General features: G+C 40.5%; 15 protein-coding genes. 8 read left to right on the top strand and 7 right to left on the bottom strand.

Annotated elements, in window-relative coordinates; genetic code table 11:
- Positions 1-349 precede the first annotated feature (349 nt).
- Positions 350-1,597, top strand: coding sequence for a sodium:proton antiporter NhaD (gene nhaD / locus FCN25_RS04615; protein WP_137222411.1), 1,248 nt, complete (start codon positions 350-352; stop codon positions 1,595-1,597).
- 87 nt (positions 1,598-1,684) lie between these two features.
- Here nhaD and FCN25_RS04620 read toward each other — a convergent pair whose 3' ends face one another.
- Both FCN25_RS04620 and FCN25_RS04625 read right to left on the bottom strand, forming a co-directional pair.
- A complete protein-coding gene (locus tag FCN25_RS04620) occupies positions 1,685-2,761 on the bottom strand; it encodes a general secretion pathway protein GspB (RefSeq protein WP_137222413.1) in 1,077 nt (358 codons plus the stop codon).
- Positions 2,761-4,434 (bottom strand): ExeA family protein, encoded by a 1,674-nt coding sequence (locus tag FCN25_RS04625; RefSeq protein WP_137222415.1) that lies wholly within the window; start codon positions 4,432-4,434, stop codon positions 2,761-2,763. The genes FCN25_RS04620 and FCN25_RS04625 overlap by 1 nt, the downstream gene beginning before the upstream one ends.
- A 130-nt stretch (positions 4,435-4,564) precedes the next feature.
- Here FCN25_RS04625 and FCN25_RS04630 point away from each other — a divergent pair, with 130 nt between their 5' ends.
- On the top strand, positions 4,565-5,797 hold the full coding sequence (locus FCN25_RS04630) for a multifunctional CCA addition/repair protein (protein WP_137222417.1): 1,233 nt from the start codon (positions 4,565-4,567) through the stop codon (positions 5,795-5,797).
- 277 nt (positions 5,798-6,074) lie between these two features.
- Positions 6,075-6,341, top strand: a complete 267-nt coding sequence (locus FCN25_RS04635; protein WP_137222419.1) for an Lpp/OprI family alanine-zipper lipoprotein — start codon at positions 6,075-6,077, stop codon at positions 6,339-6,341.
- A gap of 336 nt (positions 6,342-6,677) precedes the next feature.
- Here FCN25_RS04635 and FCN25_RS04640 read toward each other — a convergent pair whose 3' ends face one another.
- The 4 genes from FCN25_RS04640 to folB form a co-directional block, all read right to left on the bottom strand.
- Entirely contained in the window at positions 6,678-7,520 is an 843-nt protein-coding gene (locus FCN25_RS04640; RefSeq protein WP_137222421.1) for a putative RNA methyltransferase, read from the bottom strand.
- Positions 7,521-7,576: 56 nt separating this feature from the next.
- Positions 7,577-8,377, bottom strand: coding sequence for an undecaprenyl-diphosphate phosphatase (locus tag FCN25_RS04645; protein ID WP_137222423.1), 801 nt, complete (start codon positions 8,375-8,377; stop codon positions 7,577-7,579).
- 63 nt (positions 8,378-8,440) lie between these two features.
- Positions 8,441-8,953 carry a 2-amino-4-hydroxy-6-hydroxymethyldihydropteridine diphosphokinase gene (gene folK / locus FCN25_RS04650; protein ID WP_137222425.1) on the bottom strand — a complete coding sequence of 171 codons (513 nt, stop codon included), beginning with the start codon at positions 8,951-8,953 and terminating at the stop codon, positions 8,441-8,443.
- 149 nt (positions 8,954-9,102) lie between these two features.
- Complete coding sequence (gene folB, locus FCN25_RS04655; protein ID WP_137222427.1) at positions 9,103-9,456, bottom strand: dihydroneopterin aldolase; 354 nt, start codon at positions 9,454-9,456, stop codon at positions 9,103-9,105.
- A gap of 252 nt (positions 9,457-9,708) precedes the next feature.
- Here folB and plsY point away from each other — a divergent pair, with 252 nt between their 5' ends.
- Complete coding sequence (plsY, locus tag FCN25_RS04660; protein WP_137222429.1) at positions 9,709-10,326, top strand: glycerol-3-phosphate 1-O-acyltransferase PlsY; 618 nt, start codon at positions 9,709-9,711, stop codon at positions 10,324-10,326.
- A gap of 56 nt (positions 10,327-10,382) precedes the next feature.
- On the opposite strand, the gene tsaD is transcribed toward plsY, so the two are convergent.
- On the bottom strand, positions 10,383-11,399 hold the full coding sequence (gene tsaD / locus FCN25_RS04665) for a tRNA (adenosine(37)-N6)-threonylcarbamoyltransferase complex transferase subunit TsaD (protein WP_137222431.1): 1,017 nt from the start codon (positions 11,397-11,399) through the stop codon (positions 10,383-10,385).
- A gap of 270 nt (positions 11,400-11,669) precedes the next feature.
- Between tsaD and rpsU the strand changes: the two genes are divergently transcribed.
- The 4 genes from rpsU to rpoD all read left to right on the top strand — a co-directional run bounded on the left by rpsU (position 11,670) and on the right by rpoD (position 16,131).
- Positions 11,670-11,885, top strand: coding sequence for a 30S ribosomal protein S21 (gene rpsU / locus FCN25_RS04670; protein ID WP_006080725.1), 216 nt, complete (start codon positions 11,670-11,672; stop codon positions 11,883-11,885).
- Positions 11,886-11,892: 7 nt separating this feature from the next.
- On the top strand, positions 11,893-12,336 hold the full coding sequence (locus tag FCN25_RS04675) for a GatB/YqeY domain-containing protein (protein WP_137222433.1): 444 nt from the start codon (positions 11,893-11,895) through the stop codon (positions 12,334-12,336).
- A gap of 89 nt (positions 12,337-12,425) precedes the next feature.
- Entirely contained in the window at positions 12,426-14,153 is a 1,728-nt protein-coding gene (dnaG, locus tag FCN25_RS04680; protein WP_137222435.1) for a DNA primase, read from the top strand.
- 151 nt (positions 14,154-14,304) lie between these two features.
- Positions 14,305-16,131: an RNA polymerase sigma factor RpoD gene (gene rpoD, locus FCN25_RS04685; protein ID WP_137222437.1), complete on the top strand. Its 1,827-nt coding sequence runs from the start codon at positions 14,305-14,307 to the stop codon at positions 16,129-16,131.
- Positions 16,132-16,230 lie beyond the last annotated feature (99 nt).

Genomic DNA, 16,230 nt, shown 5'->3' on the forward strand with positions numbered 1-16,230 from the left:
TTAACTGCATTCCTTAACGCTAGTGGTGGTTAATCTACGTTAAGCGAATAGCTGGTAATTAAAAAGTTGGTCACAAAAATAGGATAAATAACGACGTTATTTGTCCTATTTTTATTTGAGATAACACATTTATCCCTTCCTCGTCCCCTTGTTCAAATGTCTATGCACTTCTTTAGTCGATTGTCGCTGAATTAACTGTGATCTGTGTTGCGAAATGGCTCATTATGTGATGTGATCGCCACCGCAAAACGGAAAGCTTAATTTAACCTTAAAATGGGGTTGAACTAGGTTAGCAAAAATTCAGGGTAATGATATTGGTTACCTACAACACAAAGTTGGAATTGCAGTCATGCTACATACCTTTCTTATCTCACTTGCAGTGCTTGCGCTGTTAAGTATTGTGCTCGAAGAAGTTACCCATATTAATAAAGCGAAAACCACCCTGTTTCTTGGCTGTATTGCTTGGATCACATTATTCATTGCCTCTGGTAGTCCTGAGAGCAGTAAGTTGGTTGGCAAAGAGCTTAATGAAAACTTATTAGAAATCGCCACATTATGGCTATTTTTAATGTCTACCATGACCTTTGTAGCTTACCTTAATGCTAAAGGTATGATCCAAGTACTGGTGCAAAAAATATTTCCACAACAAGTCTCAGTGCGAATGTTAATGATTCAGGTAGGCATATTTTCATTAGTATTATCGACTTTTTGTGACAACGTTACTGCCACACTGGTGTCATTAGGTTTACTGACAACCTTTAATTTAGATAAACAAATACGCCGTCGTATGGCAGTGTTAATTATCTTTGCTGTGAACTCTGGTGGAGTTGCATTAATCACTGGTGATGTGACAACGTTGATGATTTTTCTTGCGGGAAAGGTACATATTTCAGAATTATTAATACTGTTCATTCCTGCAGGCATTAGTGTCACTATTCTGGCAATACTGTTCTCACTCAAAGCAGAAGGACATGTAAGCACCACACCTACTGCGCAAAATTATAATACCGTCGATATTGTTATCGGGGTGATTTTCTTCACGACCATTATATTAACAATGGTGCTTAACGTCCTCTTTGGAATCCCCCCTGTATTGACCTTTTTATTCGGTTTATCAGTGATGTTCTTAGTGGGAAATACCAATAAAAGTAAATCTGAAGAAGTGCAAGTATTAGAATATATACGTCAAGTAGAATTCGACACTCTATTGTTCTTCTTAGGTATTTTATTACTTGTGGGTATGCTTAAAGAAATCGGCACCCTGAATTTATTAACCGAAGTCTATGGCATGTATAACCCAAGTATTTCTAACTTCTTCACTGGTGTTGGTTCTGCACTTTTAGACAACGTGCCATTAACGGCAGCATTGTTAAAAGCAGATCCAATTCTAACAACTGCACAATGGTTAGGATTAACCTACTCTGTTGGTGTGGGTGGTTCGTTATTAGTTATCGGTTCTGCATCAGGTATTATTGCAATGAGTAAAGTTGAGGAGCTAACATTTGTCAGCTACTTAAAATATGTTCCTGCATTACTATTATGCTATTGCATAGGTTATGGATTAACCTTATTTTTAGCCAATCAGATCCACGGTTAAGCATTAGTTAGAGCTTACCCCATAAAAAAGGCGCTTATAGCGCCTTTTTTGATCTGAAATTAATCAACATAAATGATAATGGTTGAGTTAAATGGCTGGTACCCTAAATTGTTCACCGTCAATTTCTAACACTATATCCCGAGGGCGAATTTCAACGATAGTGAGCTTATTCTGAATCATGTCACCCTGCTGTAATTCAACCCCATCGACATTTAGCCAACGGTTACTGGGTTCTGTCGAATAAACATGAGCATTAATAGTAAACTCGGGCACTTGTAACTGCACACTGGCAGGTAAATCACCATACTTTGGAATTTGATTATTACTTGGCGTTGGGATCGGATCAAGCTTTGGTTCGGTCACTTGTTGATTGACAGACTGCTCATATTCAACATCTTTGAGTGCCGTTTGAAAGGCCGCTAACAAATTATTACGTTCATCAATCGATGGTTGTTTTACCGAAGAAAAATCAACATCTTTTGCAGCAGCATTGACTTGTAAACGTAATGCTTCAAGTTCTGCCAACCCTCGGCGGTTAGCATTAGCACCTAAAATAATCTCTTGTTGCGCTTGCTCTTCTTGGCGATTAAGGGCTGCAGCTTGATCAATACGATCTTGCTCGTTTTGATCATCCTGTTGCTGGTCGTTAGATTGATTTGCTTGGCTTAACTGGTTTGGTTGAGAATATGATATATCAGCCTCTGTTGATGCTGTATAAGTTTGGGTGTTGGAGTTAACATTTGAACCTACGGATGCCGCTAAGCTAAAATTATTAAACGGTTTTGCAATAGGCAATGCCACTTTACCTGCCAAGCGGATCTCATCATTATTTTGCGCCGCGAGCTCCACCTTTGTAGTAACCGAAGGTTGAGCGGTTGACGTTACCAACAAATTTTCTGGCGCGGCAATGACTGTAGCTTGAGTGCCTACCGCGGTTATAGGTTCAACGGTCCCTAATTGCTTTGAAGGAGATTGTAATAATGCACTCATTCCCCAAGCAGCGCCAATACCAATTGCAATAGTAACGGCAAGCACACTGAACTTATTAACCTTTCGAGATCCCTTAGTGGGTGATGAATATTGATGGGATGGTATTGACATTATATCGACGACATCAGTTTGCTGCTGCTTTTGACGATTGACTGCATCTAATAGAATCGACATTAATTGCGCTCCTCAGAGGCACTTAATCGTGGACCTTGCTGACTTAAATATAAGTTAAGTTGAACCAAGGTCTGATTTCCAGCAATACCATCGGGTTTTAAACCATGCTGACGTTGAAATTGCATTAACTGTTGTTCTAAATCGCTGTCAAATTGGGTAAGCAATCTAGCAGGACGTTTATTAACTAACGCTAAGCTATTTTCAAGCCACTGAACTTGCCCCAAACTGGAAGACAAACTAATTTCTCGAGGTAATACACTGTCTGGTTGCCATAAAATTTCGAAGGTGCCACTAAAGTGACGATCAAACCAATCTTTATTTACCCAAAATTGCTGCTCACCTAACTGCAATAAAATTTGCTCGGCTTGGCGCTCTACAATCACACCATAAAATACGTTCGCTTGTGCATCTTGTAAATACACCACCGCAGGGTAATTCAAGCGCATAATACTGTACCAATTACCTTGTTGCTGGTAACAGGCTAAACCTTGCTGTTGCGCCGCCTGGCAAGCCGACAAGCCAATAATAGGTTGTTTATTCCACAAGCCAAATAAACCCGCAAAGGCATTATCAATATTGCTGCTTTGTAACATAGCTTGATTGAGTATTTGTTGTTGTGCATTAACTGCTGCCGTAGTGGTTTTGACTTGTTGAGTCTCAGTTGTGATAGGCAGGTTTGTTACACTAGATAAAACCGTTGTAGTGTTAGTATTTTCAGGCTGTTGGGTTGTGTTATTAGCTGTTGCCGCATTAACATTAAAATTATTATCAATGGCCGAGCGGTTAAATAGATAAAATGACAAACCAAACACCAAAACTAACACAGTCGCTGCAACAAATGGCCAGCGCTTATCACTCGGCGCATCAATGTTACCTAACACTTCAACAGCGGCTTGATTAACCATTTTATGATCAACCGGTACTTTAGCTTGGCCATATCCAGCCATAAGCGCTCGTTCACATAGTAAATTGGTTAAGCGTGGAATGCCGCCAGAATGCTTATGCAACGCAGTTATCGCTTTACGGGTAAACAGGGGTTCGTGTCGACCAGCCACTTGTAAGCGGTGCAGTACATATAAGCCAATTTCATCTTTATTTAACGGTAATAAGTGGTAACGAGCTGTGATCCGTTGTGCTAACTGACGTAAATCTTGACGCTTTAACAGTTGCTGTAGTTCTGGCTGACCAATCAAAATGACCTGCAACAGCTTTTTGGTATTGGTTTCTAGATTAGTCAATAAGCGCAGCTGTTCTAATACTTCAGAACGTAAATGTTGTGCTTCGTCAATAATCAATACTGTATTACGACCATTTTTATGATTGTTGAGTAAATACTGACTAATCAAATCTGTAAGCTGCTTTAAGGTTGGATTGTCGCCATATTGAATTTCCAACTCATCACAAAGCGTGGCTAAGAGTTCAAGTTCAGTCAACGAAGGATTAAGAATAAAGGCTGTGTCAGTATTGTCTGGTATTTGTTGTAATAAACATCGAGAAACAGTGGTTTTTCCTGTGCCAACTTCACCGGTTAATAATACAAACCCACCAGTTTCGCCCAGACCATAGGTTAAATGAGCTAAGGCCTCACGATGACGATCACTTAAAAACATGTAATGAGGGTTAGGCGCGATAGAAAAAGGATTATCATTTAATCCATAAAAGGCTTTATACATACGACCAAAAATCCTTATTTGAAACTGACGGCTCACGTTAATGCTTGTATCACTGCTTGTCAAAAGTTAGCCGTAAAAATCTAACTCTGGTAAGATTTAAGCCACTTATTATTACACGTTGTGGTACGCCATGAAGATTTATTTAGTAGGCGGGGCCGTACGCGATACCCTTCTAAACCAAACTGTCGTCGATAAAGATTATGTGGTTGTTGGTAGCAGCGTTGAAGAAATGCTGGCATTGGGTTATCAACAAGTTGGTAAAGACTTTCCGGTTTTTCTACACCCGAAAACTCAGCAAGAATATGCACTTGCCAGAACAGAACGGAAAACCGGTTATGGCTACCAAGGTTTTAGCTGTGATGCCAATAAAGATGTCACCCTTGCCGATGACTTATTGCGCCGCGATCTGACGATAAATGCCATCGCACAAGATGAATACGGTAAACTTTATGACCCTTACGACGGAATAGCAGATATAAACGCGAGAATACTTCGCCATGTATCAGATGCGTTTGTCGAAGATCCATTAAGAGTATTGCGCGTGGCCCGTTTTGCGGCGCGTTTTCATCACTTAGGCTTTACGATTGCAGTCGAAACCTTACAGTTAATGACCGACATAGCGAATAGTGGCGAATTGGATCACCTCACGCCAGAGCGAGTATGGCAAGAATGTGACAAAGCTTTGAGCAGTCAAAGTCCGCACGTTTTTTTCGAAGTATTAAGGCAATGCCAAGCATTGGTCGTGTTGTTTCCCGAAATTGATGCATTATTTGGTGTACCGCAACCAGAAAAGTGGCACCCAGAAATAGACTCTGGGATCCATACTCTGATGGTCCTCGAACAAACCAGCCTATTAAGCCACAACAAAGCCGTGCGTTTTGCCGCATTGGTACATGATTTAGGCAAAGCCATTACACCGAAACAAGATTGGCCTAAACATCACGGTCATGGTCAAAAAGGCTTGCCGCTGATCAAAAGCTTATGCAAACGCTTACGAGTACCCAATGAATATCGAGATTTAGCATTATTAGTCAGCGATCAACACCAAAATATCCATAATGCATTTGAACTCAGAGCCGAAACCATTATAAAAATCTTTGATAAAGCTGATTTTTGGCGTAAACCTCAACGTCTCAACGAGCTATTATTATGTTGCCACGGTGACCTCAGAGGACGCACTGGATTTGAACAAGCCCCGTATCCACAAGCAGAATATTTGCAGCATTGTTATCAACAGGCAAGTGAGGTCGATGTGCAATCAATAATAGCCTCTGGATATCAAGGTGCAGAGATTAAAACTCAATTACAGCTAAAGCGTATTGAGCTCATTAATGACTATAAATTACAAATGGTTAAAAACTAACAATCGTGTTACAAATGTATATGGTCGTATTTATGATAAAAAGCGAAAAAACACATTTTTTAGCAGTGAATTAGCAATAAATCACTAAGATTTATATAAAATCGCTAAATAATGATGCTTTTCGTCCCATAGACTTGCAATTTTCATTTATTTCGCTATTTTAAGTAAATAATCTTATATTTGCCTATAGCAAATAAAAAAAACTGTGACATAATTACCACGTTGCAAAGGCAGACGCCGTTGCACTATTTAACAACCTATATTAAGGGATTTACCCATGAACAAGAAAGTACTGATGATTGCTGGTGTTGCGATGACTGCTTTATTAGGTGGTTGTGCTAACACTACAGCTTTAGAAGAAAGCGTAGCAAACCTAGGTAACAAAGTTGATCAACTATCAGCACAAGTTGGTTCTTTAAAGTCTGAGCAAAGCAAGCTATCTGCCGATGTTAAAGGCGCTAAAGCTGCTTCTATGGACGCACAAGCCGAAGCTAAACGTGCTAACGACCGTTTAGACAACATGGCTACTTCTTACAAAAAGTAAGAATTGCTATTAAAAAATTAGCTTATCTAATAGGTTGATTATTAGGGCTTGATTGTTGATATAACTACTTTGTAGTACTTCAACATCAAGCCTTAATTATTTCTGCTCTGTACAGAAAGCGGTATCAAGCGAAAAATCTACACACCTGCAGTCTCTCAACACCAGCTTTTTCATTATTTAATCGATGCATTGTTCAACCATTTAATCTTTCTAAACAATCTCACAGAAATCTTAGCATCAGCTCTCATAGCATGTAGCCACGAAGCGGGCTTTAACGTTCTCACCGCATTGTCATAGCCTGCCATCAGCTTTCACGTTGTTACCTCTTTCACATATTTACAAGCGTTTTTTAAGCGTTATAATTTGCCAGTCAAACTCTAAATCTGAAATAGCTGTCGATTTAACGTGATGCTTTAGCTGATCATTTGCACGCCAACCAAATACCGACATATCCAGCAAGGTTAAGGCTTGCTCACCGGTTACCGACTGGGTAAATGCCACTTGTTGCTGTGTATCAATTTCAACATCGTTGGGTAAATTAAGCTGCAGTGGTTTCTCGACTAAATCGGGATAGATTTGCTGTTTAATTTGCCATAAATGCCGAATGCCAGGTTGCAATAATACAATCCGACCGTCATCTTTTAAAATCCTAATACACTCTTTACCCTTTAACGGTGAGTCTAGTACCGTCACAATATCGATTGATTGTGATTCAAAAGGTAATGTCTTTAATGCCAATAGTAATAAGTTAGCCGGTGTTTCAGATTTAGCCGCTGCAAAAATAGCATTTTCAGCATCGGTAATTCCCCAATGCTGGCACGATACATTTGCTTGAGCCAACGCAGGTACTAGCTGGCGTAAATAATAGCCATCAGCACATTGGTAGTCAATATGCTGTAATTCGGTGTCACCACGAGAGACACACAAGTCCAACAGTACTGTTTGAAGTTGTTTAATTAACGGTGCAAATAAACCTGATTCTAATAAAAAATGACGTCCACGCATTTGCTGACGAGACTCAACTTGTGGCTTAGTTTTAGCCTTAGTATTACTCAGCAATGGCCAGTAGCCCTTAGGGTTTTTATCAAAATGATGTTTGTTGTCGCAATAAAATCCCGATGAAGCTTGATGTTGCTTTAGTGAAGCAGAACACACTGGACATAATAAAGTTAAAGTCATAATTACACTGATAGTTAATTAAAAGATGGAAAACAAAAGTCGCTTAAGTGTTTACCTTAGAGATAAAGCAAACCGAGCAATACCGCACCAAGCGCAAGGCGATACAATACAAACGGTGTCATGCCAATTTTGCTAATAAACTTTAAAAAGAAATGGATACATAAATACGCAGCCACAAAAGAGACCACTATGCCTAAACCAAGCGCTTGGTAATCAATTGCTTCGGGACTGGAGACTAATTCTTTCGTCACCAACAATGCCGCACCAAAGCTAACGGGTACCGACATTAAAAATGAAAAACGAGCTGCTGCGTCACGAGTAAGCCCTAACATCAACGCTGCTGTCATGGTGGCACCTGAACGTGACGTGCCAGGAATTAATGCCATAGCCTGTGCTAAACCGATAAGCAAAGCCTTTTTCCAGCCCATCTGAAATTCGGTTAACTGTGCCTTTGACATTCTATCTGCCAACCAAAGCAATAAACCAAAGACAATCGTAGTGATAGCGATAACTAAGGTATTTCTGAAATGGGTTTCAATAAAATCTTTGGCAGTAAATCCCACAATAACCGCAGGAATCGTCGCCAAAATAATCCACCAGGCGAGTTTACTTTCTTGAGTTTGTTGCTTACTCGCTATGCTGGAAAACCATGCTTTTGCTAGGCCAATGATCTCATGGCGGAAGTAAATAATCACCGCAAATAAGGATCCAGTATTCACCGCAACATCGAATGATAATCCTTGGTCTGCCCAACCTAATATTTGCGATGGCAAAATTAAATGTGCCGAGCTAGAAATCGGTAAAAACTCTGTTAACCCTTGGATTAATGCCAGCAGAATAACTTGAAACGTTTCCATATTTGTCCTTGTGAGTTTAACTTATCAGATAGCCATGATCTGGTAATTAATACCTAATAGCGATTAATGTGGTACGGGTAATATTTCTGCTGGGAACTCAAATACAATAGGCCATAATTGCTGGCTTTGTTTATCATAATGTTGCCAATGAGTTTGATAGCTTTGCAATGTCACCGGATGGCATAAATTAGGCACTAATTCAGCCAAAGGCCATAATACAAATGCATTAAACAATATTTCACCACGGGGTAATTCAACGGGAATATCACAAATAACATCGTCATACAGCAACAAGTCAATATCAAGGCTTCTTGGACTAAATTTTTTCTCGCCTCTAATACGGCCGTTGTCTTGTTCAATTTGCTTAAATGTTGCCACAACTTGAGCAATTGATAAATCGGTATCAACAGCCGCCACCATATTTAAAAAGTTAGTGCCTTTAAATCCTACTGATTCACTTTCAAAAACGCGAGATAACTGAAGTGGACCAAAATGTTGCTGTAAATCAACCAAACCAGCCTTAAGGTGGTGCTCAGGTGAAATGTTAGTGCCTAAGCTAATGTAAATACGTGCCATTGACAGACCTAATGCTAAACAATAAAAAGAAAATATGGCTTAAATAACCTGATCTCGAGGTAAGAGATGAAAATATAATGATAAAGATAAATTTTAGTTATTATATCTATCAAACTTGCCATTTGTTTTACTAACTAAACGAGTTTAGGTTAACAACTACCGCGTTCAATCTCTACTCCGACTGAAGCCGCATGAGGAATGGCACCAGGTTTCATCACCACCACTTTTACCCACGGCACATTAAATTCATCTTGTAGGCAATGAGCAATCATTTCAGCGACAGTTTCAATTAACTCAATCGGCTTTTCAGTAATTAATGACGTTAATCGATTTGATACTGTTTCATAGCATAATGCCTGCTCGTAACTATCGTTGGCCGCAGCAAGGCGATTATCCCATGCCATATCCAAATCGATAAGCAAGGTTTGATGAAGCTTTTTTTCCCATTCATAGATACCGATAACGGTCTCTATCGCTAACTGACGTATGAGTACTTTATCCATATTATCTCTACCTTAATCCACGTTAAGAAAGCCCAATATCATGATAATCAAACTTTATTTCCGATTATATGTTTAATAATCCACATTTAAGCTTTTTCCTAATGAATTAAAGCAGTAGGATAGGCGTTATTATGTATCTAACATCAACCAAATAGTTAATGTTAGCGCGAAGGCGGCTTCAGTGGATACTGAAAATGACTTGTCTCGCAAATGAATGCGCGATGATACCCTAAGAAGAGTAAGGAAACCAATTTGAACGCCATTACTGTCACACTATTGATGATCATTACAGCCTACTTGGCTGGTTCGATCTCAAGTGCCATACTGGTTTGTAAAATAAGAGGTTTACCTGATCCAAGAACCAGCGGATCTGGCAATCCTGGTGCCACTAATGTGCTACGTATTGGTGGTGTAAGTTCGGCTATTATGGTGCTTTTTTTCGATATGCTCAAAGGTGCATTACCTTCATATCTGGGCTACAAAATTGGACTTGATGCCGCAGCGCTAGGTTTTATTGCTGTCAGCGCTTGCTTAGGTCATATATACCCAATATTTTTTGGTTTCAAAGGGGGTAAAGGTGTTGCGACAGCTTTTGGCGCAATGGCACCCATTGGTGGTGATTTAGCGCTGTGCTTAATCTTAACGTGGATTGTATTTGTACTATTAACCCGTTATTCATCAGTGGCCGCAATGGCAACAGCAACCTTAGCGCCTTTTTATACATGGTGGTTAGACGAACGCTTTATTCTCCCCGTTGCCATGTTATCAACCCTAATTTTAATTCGTCACAAAGACAATATTGGTCGCTTGCGTATCGGTAAAGAAACTAAGATGACACGAAAAAAATCCATAAAAAAACCCAAAACTTAATAGCTCTAGGTTTTTTATTAGTTTAAACAGCTTAGCAACTACGTAAATGAGTTAAATTAATCAACTGCTGGTAACGTGTCCAAAGGCCATCTAGGCTGACCTTTAACCGCAAGCCCTTCTATATGTCCCGCACGTAATCGTTGTAATCCTGCATACGCAATCATGGCACCATTGTCAGTACAAAACTCCCCACGCGGATAATAGACTTGACCACCTAAGTTGGTCATCATCTCAGCCAATGACTCACGTAAACGCGTATTAGCACTGACACCACCGGCAACCACCAAACGTGTATAGCCGGTCTGTTTTAACGCACGTTTGCATTTAATGGCCAAGGTATCGACAACAGCTTCTTCAAATGCTCGTGCTATATTTGCGCGAGTCTGTTCATCATCAGGTTCTTTAGCAATGGTGTTAGCCGTAAAGGTCTTTAATCCTGAAAAACTGAAATCTAATCCTGGTCTATCAGTCATTGGACGTGGAAACTTATAGCCTGCTGGTAAACCTTTTTGAGCCAATTTAGCTAAACGAGGCCCCCCAGGATAATCTAACCCCATTAGCTTGGCCGTTTTATCAAACGCCTCACCAGCGGCATCATCAACAGACTCACCCAGCACTTGATAACGACCAACGCCTTCCACTTGCACTAACATTGAATGACCGCCAGACACTAATAACGCTAAAAACGGAAACTCTGGCGCATCATCTTCCAACATGGGCGCCAATAAATGGCCTTCCATATGATGCACACCGATTGCAGGTTTGTTCCATGCATACGCTAATGAACGCCCAACACAAGCGCCAACCAGTAATGCCCCTATTAAACCAGGTCCTTTGGTGTATGCCACACCATCGATATCATCTAAACTTGAATCAGCTTCTGATAAAGCCTGCCTAATTAAAGGCACAATTTTACGAACATGATCACGAGAGGCTAGCTCAGGCACCACACCACCGTAATCGGCGTGTAATTTAACTTGGCTGTATAACACATGTGACAATAAACCTAATTTATCGTCATATACTGCAACTCCAGTCTCGTCACAGGATGTCTCAATACCAATAACCCGCATAATCTCTCGTCTTCATTAAAAATAAGGCCGACAATTCTACCCGTCTATGCGTAAATACTCCAATATTTCAGTATTTATGGATACAGAGATTTGATTAAATGAAACTGTTCCGCTTTAGTCAAAGAGAAAATCAATCAGGGGTTTACAAATGGTTGTCACTCGGTGTAAAATTCCGCACCATTTTAAATAGCCTTTGGTTTGAGTTGAATCGCTAAAAATGTTTAGTCGGTTTAATCATCCAGCATAACTACACCTAAGGGGTGATGGCGTATGCCAATAATTAAAGTACGTGAAAACGAACCATTCGACGTAGCTCTTCGTCGTTTCAAGCGCTCTTGTGAAAAAGCTGGTATTCTAGCTGACGTGCGTGCTCGTGAATTTTACGAGAAGCCTACTACTGCCCGTAAGCGTGCAAAAGCAGCTGCAGTTAAGCGTCTAGCAAAGAAGCTTTCTCGCGAAAACGCACGTCGCGTACGTTTATATTAATCTCATTATGAACTTAACCGATCAGCTAAAAGACCAAATGAAAGAAGCCATGCGTGCTAAAGAAAAAGTGCGCTTAGGTACAATTCGTATGGCGCTTTCTGCCATCAAACAGATTGAAGTGGATACCCGCGAAACTCTTACTGATGAACAGACAATAGCTGTATTAACCAAAATGGTTAAACAACGCCGAGATTCGATTGCTCAATATGAAGCAGCGAATCGTCCGGAGTTGGCAGCTATTGAAGCAGAAGAAGTTCGAGTTATCGAAAAATTTCTGCCGACACCGCTAACAAAAGATGAAATTGCAACGATTATCGATGCAACTATTACTGACGTTGGTGCTGCATCCATGGCGGATATGGGTAAAGTAATGGGAGCATTAAAATCTAAAGTTCAAGGACGTGCTGATATGAGTGCCATTGGTACAATGATCCGCGCTAAATTGAAGTAATCAAGTTTTAATGTTGAATAAGCCGTGCACTTGCACGGCTTGTTTGTTTAAATCAGTTGATAAAGTAAATTCGAGAACAACAGCAATCAATGGCGATACCTCGTGATTTTATCAATGAGCTAATAGCTCGAGTAGACATTGTCGATCTAATCGATCGAAAAGTGCCGCTAAAAAAAGCGGGTAAAAACCACTCGGCTTGTTGTCCTTTTCATAGCGAAAAATCACCCTCTTTTACCGTCAGCAGAGACAAACAGTTTTATCACTGTTTTGGTTGCGGTGCCCATGGCAATGCAATTGATTTTGTCATGGAATATGATCGCCTAGAATTTGTTGATGCCATTGAAGAACTTGCGGGTCAACTTGGTCTTGCCGTACCACATGAGCAAGGCACAGGGAAAAGACCTGATCAAGGATTAAGTCGAGATCTATACGAACTGATGGAAGAAGCCAACCTCTTCTATCAAAGCCAACTTAGGCAACATGCCGACAAACAAAAAGTCATCGATTATCTTGATTTTCGCGGATTATCAAGTGAAGTTGTTGAGCAGTTCGGCATTGGATTTGCACCCGATGGTTGGGATGGTTTACTGGGTCGTTACAGGCAAAACTTGCCCGCCCAAGATAAATTATTAACAGCAGGCATGTTAATTGCCAATGATAGCGGTAAACGCTATGACCGATTTCGTGACAGATTAATGTTCCCAATACGCGATCGTCGTGGTCGTGTTGTTGGATTTGGTGGAAGAGTTTTGGGTGACGGCACCCCAAAGTACTTGAATTCTCCAGAAACGCCCATATTTCATAAAGGTAATGAACTTTATGGTTTGTATGAACTAAAGCAAAAACACCGTGACCCACAACATGTGTTAATTGTTGAAGGGTACATGGATGTCGTCGCACTCGCCCAATTTGGGGTTGATTATGCAGTCGCATCCTTGGGTACATCGACTACGGCTGAACAATTTCAGCTTTTAGTGCGTAGTGCAAAACAAGTTGTCTGTTGTTATGACGGAGACCGCGCCGGCCGAGAAGCAGCTTGGCGCGCACTTGAAACGGCATTACCACTTTTAAAACCAGGTGATCATGTTAAGTTTATGTTTTTACCGCAAGGTGAAGATCCAGACACTATGGTCAGGAAAATTGGCAAAGAGGCTTTTGAAGCCTTAATGCAAAAAGCCATGTTACTACCTGAGTTTTTATTTGACACATTAAGTGCTAACCACGGCACTGATAAAGGGGCATTAGCCAAGCAAGCAATTGCGCTAATTGAAAAGGTACAAGATACCGTCCTACAGAATTTATTGTTAGAAAACTTAGCTCATAAGTTAGGCATGAACAGTAGCGAAGATTTAAAGAAAAAATTAGGTTTTTCTGTAAAACAGATAAAACCATTAAATGCAAAAGGCTTACAAGGTCGCGGCACGCCATTAAGACTGGCTATTGCCCTCCTAGTCCAAAACCCAAGTTTAGGCTTTGGTTTGGCAAAACAGCCTGCACTAGATCGATTACAAATGACCGGCATAGAATTGCTCAATCATTTGTTAGATATAACTCGAGAGCAAACGTTAAACAGCGCACAACTACTTGAAATGCATAGAGAGCATAACCAAAAAAGCACTCTAATAAAGCTAGCCCAATGGGAACATCAAGTGGCGGATGAAAACGTATTGCCAGAGTTTAAGCAAACCCTGATTTGGTTGAATAATCAATATATCGAACAACGATATCAGGAATTAAGCCTAAAACAGGCTTTAACAAAAGTTGAAAAAATGCAGTTAACAAAGCTGATTTCGATAATGAAAGGCATAGCAAAGTAATACGCAATATATTCGTTAAGAATCTGCGTACAAACACTGCCATGGACTAGCTAAGATTAGTCCACACAGCTATAATTGACGATTTGCGCGCCACTTAGCACGGCTAAGTTGGCCTATCGTTTTATCAGTTACCCAAAATTGGATGATATCTATGGATCACACTCCGCAGTCGCAACTCAAACTGTTGCTCGCTAAAGGTAAAGAGCAAGGTTACTTAACCTATGCAGAAGTGAACGACCACTTACCTGCAGACATGGTCGATTCCGATCAGATTGAAGATATTATCCAGATGATAAATGACATGGGTATCCGCGTTTTTGAAGAAGCGCCAGATGCCGATGACATGATGATGTCGGAAGACAACACAGACGAAGATGCTGCAGAAGAAGCAGCGGCAGCTCTCGCAACCGTAGAAAGTGAGCTAGGCCGAACCACAGATCCTGTCCGCATGTATATGCGTGAAATGGGTACGGTAGAGCTACTTACTCGCGAAGGCGAAATTGTTATTGCTAAACGTATTGAAGAAGGTATCAACACTGTACAGAGCTCTGTCAGTGAATACCCTCAAGCGATCGCAATGATCTTAGAGCAATTCGATAAGTATGAAGCCGAAGAATTGCGCTTGTCTGATATTATCTCTGGATTTATCAATCCTGACGACGATGACGTCGCACCAGCAGCCACCAATGTCGGTTCAGAATTAGCTGATAAAGACAAAAATGACGATGATGACGATGACGATGAAGAAGAGGAAGAAGGCAACAAAGGTCCTGATCCTGAAGAAGCTAAAGAGAAATTCACTCAACTCAGAGAAGCTTACGAAAAAAGTTTAGCCATTATTGCTAAAAAAGGTCGTGACCACCCTGAGGCGATAGGCTCATTATTTGTTATCGGTGAATTGTTCAAAGAATTCCGCTTAATCCCTAAACAATTCGACCGTTTAGTGAAAAGCATGCGCAGCATGATGGATCGCGTGCGAGTTCAAGAACGTTTAGTTATCAAGCTTTGTGTTGAACAAGCTAAAATGCCAAAGAAAAACTTTATTAAAGCATTCACTGGCAACGAAACTAATTTAGATTGGTTTAACAAAGAAAAAGCAAGTAGCAAGCCTTACGCAGAAGCTTTGCGTTTGATCACCGACGACGTAACACGTTGTGTGACCAAGTTAGGTGCTATTGAAGTAGAAACCGACTTAACCATCGCAGGCATTAAAGACATTAACCGTCGTATGTCTATCGGTGAAGCGAAAGCGCGTCGTGCTAAAAAAGAAATGGTTGAAGCCAACTTACGTTTGGTTATCTCTATTGCTAAAAAATACACCAACCGTGGTTTACAATTCTTGGACTTAATTCAAGAAGGTAACATTGGCTTGATGAAAGCGGTAGATAAGTTCGAATACCGTCGTGGTTATAAGTTTTCAACTTATGCAACGTGGTGGATCCGTCAGGCAATCACCCGTTCAATCGCTGACCAAGCACGTACAATTCGTATTCCAGTACACATGATCGAAACGATCAACAAGTTGAACCGTATTTCTCGTCAAATGCTTCAAGAAATGGGCCGTGAGCCTTCTCCTGAAGAATTAGCAGAACGTATGATGATACCTGAAGATAAAATTCGTAAGGTACTGAAAATTGCTAAAGAGCCAATCTCAATGGAAACCCCAATCGGTGACGATGAAGATTCGCATTTAGGTGATTTTATCGAGGATACTACCCTCGAGCTACCATTAGACTCAGCAACCAGCGAAAGTCTTAAGAACGCCACACACGAAGTCTTAGCAGGCCTAACAGCCCGTGAAGCCAAAGTACTGCGCATGCGTTTTGGTATCGATATGAATACCGACCACACATTAGAAGAAGTGGGTAAACAATTTGATGTAACACGTGAACGTATTCGTCAAATTGAAGCCAAAGCGTTACGTAAGTTACGCCATCCTTCTCGTTCAGAAATCTTAAAGTCATTCTTAGACGAGTAAGAATCCTGAAACCATATTGAAAAAACCTGCTTCGGCAGGTTTTTTTTATGTCTAAATGCCAAAAATTGCTTAACAGATAACCAATTGAAACAAGATAAG

Source organism: Shewanella sp. MEBiC00475, from assembly GCF_005234075.1.
Lineage (GTDB): Bacteria > Pseudomonadota > Gammaproteobacteria > Enterobacterales > Shewanellaceae > Shewanella > Shewanella polaris.

Bases quoted from the DNA above. Each gene is read 5' to 3' on its own strand.
- nhaD (WP_137222411.1), top strand. From the start codon at position 350: ATGCTACATACCTTTCTTATCTCACTTGCAGTGCTTGCGCTGTTAAGT.
- FCN25_RS04620 (WP_137222413.1), bottom strand. From the start codon at position 2,761: ATGTCGATTCTATTAGATGCAGTCAATCGTCAAAAGCAGCAGCAAACT.
- FCN25_RS04625 (WP_137222415.1), bottom strand. From the start codon at position 4,434: ATGTATAAAGCCTTTTATGGATTAAATGATAATCCTTTTTCTATCGCG.
- FCN25_RS04630 (WP_137222417.1), top strand. From the start codon at position 4,565: ATGAAGATTTATTTAGTAGGCGGGGCCGTACGCGATACCCTTCTAAAC.
- FCN25_RS04635 (WP_137222419.1), top strand. From the start codon at position 6,075: ATGAACAAGAAAGTACTGATGATTGCTGGTGTTGCGATGACTGCTTTA.
- FCN25_RS04640 (WP_137222421.1), bottom strand. From the start codon at position 7,520: ATGACTTTAACTTTATTATGTCCAGTGTGTTCTGCTTCACTAAAGCAA.
- FCN25_RS04645 (WP_137222423.1), bottom strand. From the start codon at position 8,377: ATGGAAACGTTTCAAGTTATTCTGCTGGCATTAATCCAAGGGTTAACA.
- folK (WP_137222425.1), bottom strand. From the start codon at position 8,953: ATGGCACGTATTTACATTAGCTTAGGCACTAACATTTCACCTGAGCAC.
- folB (WP_137222427.1), bottom strand. From the start codon at position 9,456: ATGGATAAAGTACTCATACGTCAGTTAGCGATAGAGACCGTTATCGGT.
- tsaD (WP_137222431.1), bottom strand. From the start codon at position 11,399: ATGCGGGTTATTGGTATTGAGACATCCTGTGACGAGACTGGAGTTGCA.
- rpsU (WP_006080725.1), top strand. From the start codon at position 11,670: ATGCCAATAATTAAAGTACGTGAAAACGAACCATTCGACGTAGCTCTT.
- FCN25_RS04675 (WP_137222433.1), top strand. From the start codon at position 11,893: ATGAACTTAACCGATCAGCTAAAAGACCAAATGAAAGAAGCCATGCGT.
- dnaG (WP_137222435.1), top strand. From the start codon at position 12,426: ATGGCGATACCTCGTGATTTTATCAATGAGCTAATAGCTCGAGTAGAC.
- rpoD (WP_137222437.1), top strand. From the start codon at position 14,305: ATGGATCACACTCCGCAGTCGCAACTCAAACTGTTGCTCGCTAAAGGT.